The sequence below is a fragment of the Pedobacter jejuensis genome (genome assembly GCF_003725795.1).
Lineage (GTDB): Bacteria > Bacteroidota > Bacteroidia > Sphingobacteriales > Sphingobacteriaceae > Pedobacter > Pedobacter jejuensis.
In genome coordinates this window covers 143,088-151,801 of sequence record NZ_RBEE01000001.1, presented here as the reverse complement: position 1 = coordinate 151,801, position 8,714 = coordinate 143,088, and the positions used below count along the sequence as shown (strand labels likewise).

6 protein-coding genes are annotated in these 8,714 nt (G+C 35.7%); 4 read left to right on the top strand and 2 right to left on the bottom strand.

Features of this window, described 5'->3' with window-relative positions; genetic code table 11:
- The first annotated feature begins 159 nt into the window (after nt 1-159).
- A complete protein-coding gene (locus D7004_RS00655) occupies nt 160-564 on the top strand; it encodes a GxxExxY protein (RefSeq protein WP_123203938.1) in 405 nt (134 codons plus the stop codon).
- Nucleotides 565-645: 81 nt separating this feature from the next.
- Here the strand turns inward: D7004_RS00655 and D7004_RS00650 are convergent, their stop codons facing one another.
- A complete protein-coding gene (locus D7004_RS00650) occupies nt 646-837 on the bottom strand; it encodes a cold-shock protein (protein ID WP_010599638.1) in 192 nt (63 codons plus the stop codon).
- Between the two features lie 321 nt (nt 838-1,158).
- On the bottom strand, nt 1,159-2,703 hold the full coding sequence (locus D7004_RS00645) for a trypsin-like peptidase domain-containing protein (RefSeq protein ID WP_208646769.1): 1,545 nt from the start codon (nt 2,701-2,703) through the stop codon (nt 1,159-1,161).
- A gap of 342 nt (nt 2,704-3,045) precedes the next feature.
- Here D7004_RS00645 and dapF point away from each other — a divergent pair, with 342 nt between their 5' ends.
- The 3 genes from dapF (at nt 3,046) to D7004_RS00630 (ending at nt 8,705) form a co-directional block, all read left to right on the top strand.
- Nucleotides 3,046-3,837 carry a diaminopimelate epimerase gene (gene dapF / locus D7004_RS00640; protein WP_123203936.1) on the top strand — a complete coding sequence of 264 codons (792 nt, stop codon included), beginning with the start codon at nt 3,046-3,048 and terminating at the stop codon, nt 3,835-3,837.
- Nucleotides 3,838-4,310: 473 nt separating this feature from the next.
- Nucleotides 4,311-5,480: an efflux RND transporter periplasmic adaptor subunit gene (locus D7004_RS00635; RefSeq protein ID WP_123203935.1), complete on the top strand. Its 1,170-nt coding sequence runs from the start codon at nt 4,311-4,313 to the stop codon at nt 5,478-5,480.
- 45 nt (nt 5,481-5,525) lie between these two features.
- Nucleotides 5,526-8,705, top strand: a complete 3,180-nt coding sequence (locus tag D7004_RS00630; protein ID WP_123203934.1) for an efflux RND transporter permease subunit — start codon at nt 5,526-5,528, stop codon at nt 8,703-8,705.
- Nucleotides 8,706-8,714 lie beyond the last annotated feature (9 nt).

The following is an 8,714-nucleotide window of genomic DNA, read 5'->3' as shown; positions in this document are numbered from 1 at the left end:
TATTTGATGGTTGTGATGCAGTAAAATACTTTAAACTTTAAAAATTAAACATTAAGGCATTAAGAAATAGTATAACGCTTTTTTACAAAAAGTCTTAATGCCTTAATGTTTAATTCATATCCAAATAACAAGCATAAAAATTCCAACTAAATAACTCTTATGACTAAAAGACAAGTAAAACAATTATCCTACGATATTACTGGCTACGCTATAAAAGTTCATAAGGCGTTAGGACCGGGACTACTAGAAAGTGTTTATGAAAAATGTTTAAAATTTGAACTTGAAAGAAATGGTCATCATGTAATACAACAAGCCATTGTACCGGTTGAATACGACGGATTAGAATTAGATATTGATTTGAAGGTAGATTTATATGTTGATAATTGTATCGTTATAGAACTTAAGACCGTTGAAAATATCCTTCCAACTCATGAAGCACAGATATTGACTTACATGAAATTACTTTGTGCACCGCAAGGTCTTATTATTAATTTTTATACAGATAATATTACAAAATCCTTAAAGCCCTTTGTTAGCAATTTCTACAATATTTTAAAAGACTAAAACACACTATCAAAAATTTAAGCACAAAAAAAAGTCCCGACTTGCATCAGGACTTTTTACGATTTATGTGTTCGAGTTTTCTTAAGCTACTTTAACATTTACCGCGTTTAGGCCTTTTCTACCTTCTTCTACATCGTAGTTTACGGTATCATTCTCACGAATGTTGTCAATTAAGCCTGAAGCATGAACAAAAATTTCGGCATCGCCATTAGATGGAGTGATAAATCCGAAACCTTTAGTTTCATTAAAAAATTTTACTGTTCCTTGTTGCATTATATTGTATTTTAATTTGTTTCAAAGATAAACTTAAATCCCTAATAATCAATTTTTTATTTTTTTAATTTAAAAATATTATCAAAATATTGATTGATTGGCATTTAACAGCACTTTCCGTCTGGAAATTAAATTCAGAACACCTCCTGTTGGGGTAAAAATTCAATCACTTAAAAGAGTTTTATAGTGCAATACTCCTTATCTAAGGGATTTTTGACCAACTATTGTTAAGATCTCCCAGTAAATTCTGCAACCCTATCAACAAAAAAGCTTCCTGATTTTTACATCAGAAAGCTTTTACTATTTTTTAATATTACTTAATTATTGTGCAGGAAAACTGAAATTAAATGTTCCTTGTTCGCTAACACCAGACATGTAAATCATATTATTTCTAGTTTGTGGTAATGCTTTTTGAACATCGCCAACAGAATTAACCGGTTGACCGTTTACTTTGGTGATAATTAATCCCTTTTCAACACCAATGTTATCAAAAGCTTTTCCGGTAATTACCGAACTTACAACCACTCCACTATTGATCCCATATTTAGATTTTTGTGCAGCTGTAGCAGGAACAAATGTTGCACCTAATTTGGATACTTCAACACTCTTAGTTGCTGCAGTTTTGGTATTTCCACCTAAGCTAGATTCATCTTTCAACGTAACACTGAAATCTCTCAAGGTTCCATCTCTAAGCACACTTAACTTAACTTTATCGCCAGGGTTTAACCTTCCGATTTTCTCTTGTAAATCAGGTGAATCGTTAATTACTATACCATCAACCTTTTTAATTACATCACCAGCTTTAATACCTGCCGCGGCACCGCCACCACCTTCTACAACATCATTAACATATAAACCACTAACTTCTTTGCTGTTTATTTCAGCAGGATTATCTGCACTTAATGGAACGAAACTCACACCAATATAACCACGTTTAACGGAACCATATTTCATAAAGTCATCTACAACTTTACGAGCTAAATTCACCGGAATTGCGAAACCATAACCTTGGTTATAACCACTTTGAGATGCTATCGCAGAATTAATCCCAACCAATTCTCCATTAGCATTAACTAAGGCACCACCACTGTTACCAGGATTAATTGCTGCATCTGTCTGTATAAAAGATTCTATACTTGTATTTGCTGGGCGATCTGGTCTTTTACCAGTACGTTGATATTCGCGATATTCCTCTTCAGTAATTTCGCTACCTTCTTGCTCGCGACCAATGATACCAATGCTTCTGTTTTTAGCACTTACAATACCCGCAGTAACTGTTGTATTTAAATCCAATGGAAACCCAACTGCTAAAACCCATTCGCCAACTTGTACGTTATCAGAATTACCAAATTTAACAACTGGCAAACCTGTAGCGTTAACTTTTATTAAAGCCAAATCTGTATTCGGATCGCGACCGATAACCTTAGCTTCTACTTTGCGTCTGTCGGTTAAAATTACTTCAACCTTATCAGCATTTTCTACAACGTGGTTGTTGGTAACAATGTAACCATCCTGACTAATAATTACACCCGAGCCAGACGCTGCTCTAGGTTGGCGTTGCATTTGTCTGCCACCTCCGCCAAAGAAATCTTCCATCATATCCATCGGTGATGACCTTTGACTTTTTGATGAAGATGAATAAGTTGTTTTAATGTGAACCACCCCTGGTGCAACTGCTGCTGCAGCCTGAGTAAAATCTGCCGTACCTGCAGAAGATACTTTTAATGGATTATTTGCAAAGTATAAATTCTGTTTTTCAGAAATTGTACTGCCTGTTTGGTTACGCTCAAATAGTTTGTAACCTCCTATTGCAGCTGCTCCACCTACAAAAGCAGCCAATAAAGTAATTCCTAGTATTTTTTTCATGTGTTTGTATATTATTTTATGTGCTCAATAGCGATTTAAAATTTTAAATTGCTTAATAATAAAGTTTCAAGTTTGATTAATTATAAGACTTATTGCTAGCCATTTGTTTTGCTTATTATCAATCTCACTTACATTCTCATATGAAGGATTTCTTAAATTGTTATTTTGCAAAAACACCCTTCAATAATTTTCTTTCTTCAATTAATTCAAATTTAATACCATATAAACGATATTTGTATCTGCAAAGCACCTCATCCTCTGTTAAAAAATGTTAAATCAATTTTCGCAGGTTCAGGACTTAACTATCGCAACTCAAATATTGCATTAATAAATGAAGGTTTCATGAAAATTAATTTCTTAAAGTACCAAGGCGCAGGTAACGATTTTATATTGATAGATCATACTACAAGTCCATTAGAAAATATTGATAATGAACTAATTGAGCGGCTTTGTGACCGTAGATTTGGCGTTGGTGCCGACGGATTGATGTTTGTTACCAAACATGAAGATTACGATTTTGAAATGCACTATTTTAATGCAGATGGAAATTTGGGTAGCATGTGTGGCAATGGCGGAAGATGTATTGCTGCCTTTGCCAAACACTTAGGTATTGTAGATAAAGAAACTAACTTTTTGGCAGTTGATGGCCCACATTATGCCAGAATTTCAGAATCAGGAGATTGGGTAGATTTGCAAATGATTGATGTTGAAATCATAACGAATGATGGCGATGCTTTCGTTTTAAATACTGGCTCACCACATTATGTATCGCTACAAAATGATTTAAGCAATTTTGATGTGTTCTCAAACGGTAAAAGCATTAGATACAACGCTACCTATTCTGAGAAAGGAATTAATGTAAATTTCGCGGAAGATAAAGGCGACCATTTGTTTGTACGCACTTATGAGCGTGGTGTGGAAGATGAAACTTATGCTTGTGGTACCGGGGTAACAGCTGTGGCAATGGCAATGGCAAAGCATAAAAATCAAAGTGGACACATTAAAACTGATATAAAGGTATTGGGTGGTGATATCAAAATAGAATTTAACTACGACGGACATAAATTTACTAATGTTTTTTTATGTGGCCCTGCGAAATTGGTTTTTGAAGGGGAGATTGATACGCTGCAATAAATACGGCACTGATTCGATTCCTTTTTTAGTAGACGATACAACCATCAAGATGTTTACGAAGTACTTCCAATTGTGAGATGTAACTTTTCAAAATTGTAAAATAGAAATCCAATCTCTTTTTAATTTGTGTATTTTTAACACTAAGCTAGGCCAAAAAATGACTCGTTTACCAAACATTTATAAGCGTTTCATTCCCAATTTCACACTTTTTTAACATCTGTCGCAATTAATTTACACATCAAATATTAAACAATTTAAACAGATAAAATACTTTAAAACAGTATTTTAACGTATATTCAAGAACTGAAAAAATTAAAAATAAATCAATCGATTGATTAAATGACAGAAAATGGACAGATTTATTTTTTTTTAGGCTCTATTTTTGGAAACAAATCTCAACAATCGGAACACACTTTTAACTTCGATTTGTTAAACCTGGAAATTAAAATTTAACACATTACAGAAAATAGTCCATGAGAAAAGTAACAACTCTCTTTTTTAGCATAAGCATTGGTATGCTTTTAGCATCCTGCGGAAATGATGACGAAGCCAAAAAAGCTGCTGCGGCTGCCGCGGCTGGTCCACAAGCTTATCCCGTTTTTACTGTTAGCGCACAAACAACAGAACTAAACTCAGATTACCCTGCAACGATAGAAGGTATTCAAAATATTGATATCCGTCCAAAAGTTGATGGTTTTATTCAGAAAATACTGGTAGATGAAGGTTCGGTAGTTAAAAAGGGACAGTTGCTATTCACCATTATGGCTCCGCAATATGAACAAGAGGTAAGAACCGCGAGAGCCGCAATTAGCAGCGCAGAAGCTGATGTTAATGCAGCACAATTGCAGGTTAATAAAACAAGACCTTTGGTTGAAAAAGACATTATTAGCAAATACGACTTAGATGCAGCTCAATTAACACTTCAAAGCAGAAAAGCAGCATTAGCACAAGCAAAAGCGGCACTAGTAAATGCACAGGTAAATTTAGGTTATACTTCGATTACCAGCCCAGTTGATGGTGTGGTTGGAAGCATTCCTTTCAGAACGGGTAGTTTGGTAAGCAGTACAAGCACTGAACCATTAACTACAGTTTCAAATACATCAAAAGTTTACGCATACTTTTCTTTAAATGAGAAACAGCTTTTGGATTTCTCTAAAACATATAAAGGCAATACATTAACACAGCAAATGAAAAACATTCCTGCTGTTAGTTTAATACTTGCTGATGGAACGGTTTACGCACAAAATGGAAAAATCGAAGCGATAAACGGGCAAATAAATACCGCAACGGGCTCTGCAAGTTTACGTGCAACCTTTCCAAATCCAATTTCACTATTAAAATCTGGTGCAAGCGCATCTGTACGAATTCCTCAAAAAGTTGAAAACGCAATTCTTGTTCCTCAAAAATCAACGGTTGATTTACAAGGAAAGAAATTCGTTTATGTTGTAGGTGATTCTGCAAAAATTGTTAACACTGAAATAGAAATTATGGATTTAGCAAAAGACAAATTTTACGTGGTAACGAAAGGCTTAAAAGCTGGAGACAAGATTGTTTTAGAAGGTTTTCAGTCGTTAAAAGATGGTGTGAAAATCAAGCCTCAAGTTAAAAGTGCTGATTCTGTTTATGCCGATATCAAAAAATAACAAAGCAGTCGAGCAATCGTAATATTTGGTTAATCATTAATAATTATGTTTAAAAAATTTATAGAACGACCGGTACTTTCAACGGTTATATCCATCATCATCGTTATTCTCGGTGTTTTAGGTTTAGCCACGCTTCCGGTTTCGCAATATCCAGAAATTGCACCGCCAACGGTTCAGGTTTCTACATCATACCAGGGTGCAAATGCCGATGTGGTAATGAGTAGTGTGGTTGTACCGCTGGAAGAACAAATAAATGGTGTGGAAGACATGACTTACATGACTTCTACAGCCAGTAATGATGGTTCTGCAACAATCACAGTTAACTTTAAGCTAGGTACAAATCCTGATTTAGCAGCGGTAAATGTTCAAAACAGGGTTGCCAGAGCAACGAGTTTATTACCAGCTGAGGTTACTAAATCGGGTGTTATAACTGCCAAAAGACAAGCAAGTAATGTGTTAATTTTTGGTTTGTATAGTGATGACCCATCTTACGACCAGAAGTTTTTGCAGAATTATGCGAACATTAATATCATCCCACAAATTAAACGTATTAGCGGTGTTGGTGATGCAAGTGCTTTTGGTACTTTAGATTATACCATGCGTTTATGGCTTAAGCCAGATGTTATGGCAACCTATGGTTTGGTACCGAATGATGTTAATACAGCATTAGCAGACCAAAACGTTGAAGCAGCGCCAGGTCAGTTTGGAGAACAAGGCAACCAGGCATTTCAATACACCTTAAAATATACGGGTAGATTAAAAGATGAAGCGCAGTTTGGTAACATCATTATTAAAACTGCAGATAATGGACAAATCCTTCGTTTAAAAGATATTGCAAGGATAGAGTTAGGTGCACAAAGTTATGCCAGTTCAGTTAAATTTAATGGCAAACAAGCTTTAGGTATCGCTATCAATCAAACTGCTGGTTCGAATGCTAAAGAAGTAATTGAAAATTCGATTAAAACTTTAGATGAAGCCCAGAAATCATTTCCAAAAGGCGTTCATTATTCTACGTTGGTTAACGTGAATGATTTCTTGGATGCATCAATCGAGAAAGTAATTCACACGCTAATCGAAGCATTCATTTTGGTGTTTTTGGTTGTGTTTATCTTCTTACAGGATTTCCGTTCTACGTTAATTCCTGCAATTAGTGTTCCGGTGGCAATTATTGGTACGTTTTTCTTCCTCAGCCTATTTGGCTTTACCATAAACCTATTAACGTTATTCGCGTTAGTCCTCGCTATTGGTATCGTAGTGGATGATGCGATTGTGGTTGTAGAGGCTGTGCATGCGAAGCTTGATGAAGGCTACACCGATGCCAAAAAAGCAACTGTTGATGCGATGGATGATATTAGCGGTGCCATTATTTCCATCACTTTGGTTATGGCTGCGGTATTTATCCCGGTAAGTTTTATTCAGGGTTCATCAGGTGTATTTTATAAGCAGTTTGGTTTAACACTTGCTATTTCAATTATCCTTTCAGCAATTAATGCATTAACTTTAAGTCCGGCTTTATGTGCTTTGTTTTTAAAACCACATACAGAAGACCATGAAAAAAAGAAGAACTTTTTAAATCGTTTTTACGATGCTTTTAATACTTCTTTTGATGCAGTAACCAGAAAATACAAAAAATCGGTTGGTTTCTTATCTCACAAAAAATGGTTAGTGGGTTTAGGCATTGCATTCTTTGCCATTTTATTGGTTTGGACAATGAATACCACACCAAAAGGCTTTGTTCCGAATGAGGATTTAGGAACCATATATTCTGATATTTCGTTACCTGCGGGAACATCTCAAGAAGAAACGAACATTTTAATCGCACAAATTGATAGTATTGCCCACAAAATACCCGAAATAAAAAACACATTACGAGTTGTAGGCCGAAGTCTTATTAGCGGTACGGGCAGTTCTTATGGTATGGTAATTTCACGATTATCTCCATGGGATGAACGTAAACGCGATGTGAAAGCAATTATTGGTGAGCTTTTTGCAAAAACTGCCAACATTAAAGGGGCTAAAATCATTTTCTTCGCACCTCCAACCATTCAGGGTTTTGGTACAAGTGGTGGTTTTGAATTCCAGTTGCAAGACAAAACCGGTGGTGATATCAAGAAATTTAATGATATCGGCAACGGCTTTTTAGCCGCACTAAGCAAACGACCAGAAATTCAATACGCTTCAACTTCATTTAACCCAAATTTCCCTCAATATCAAATTGATGTTAATGTTGCTAAAGTAAAACAAGCCGGCTTAACCGTAGCTGATGTTTTAGGCGTAATGCAAGGTTATTATGGCGGTGTTTATGCATCAAACTTTAACAAATTTGGGAAACAATACCGTGTAATGTATCAAGCAGATGCAGAATATCGTGCAAACGAACAAACTTTAACCCGGATTTTTGTTAGAAATGGTGCCGGACAAATGGCTCCGGTTTCTGAATTTATCACCTTGACTAAGGTTTATGGTCCACAGGCGATATCTCGATTTAACTTATTTACCTCGATTGCCATTACAGGTAACCCTAATGCTGGTTTCAGTTCTGGTGATGCGCTAAAAGCAGTTCAGGAAGTTGCAGCGCAAAGTTTACCAGCTGGTTATGGATATGAATTTTCAGGTCTATCCCGCGAAGAGATAAGTGGTGGAAATCAAACTGTATTTATTTTCTTGCTTTGTATAATCTTCGTTTATTTCTTACTAGCTGCACAATACGAAAGTTATATTTTGCCATTGGCTGTACTATTCTCACTTCCGATCGGTTTAGCCGGAGTTTTTGTATTTGATAAAATATTTGGCATCGATAATAACATCTATACACAAATTACATTGATTATGCTTGTGGGTTTGCTCGCTAAAAACGCCATCTTAATCGTTGAGTATGCGGTGGATAGAAGAAAGAAAGGCATGAGCATTGTAAACGCCGCAATTGATGGAGCAACAGCACGTTTACGACCAATTCTAATGACATCCTTTGCCTTCATTTTAGGTTTACTTCCATTAATGCTATCATCAGGTGTTGGTGCATCAGGGAATAAATCAATTGGTACTGGTGCTGTTGGTGGTATGCTTATCGGTACTTTGTTTGGCGTGTTTGTAATCCCGGCGCTATTTATTGTATTCCAAAGTCTTCAAGAAAGAATTAGCAATAAATCGCCATTTGATGAAGGTATAGACAAGGAACAAACGCCAGAAGAATATGAATTAGCAACGGCTAATAATAAACATTAACTAAATCAA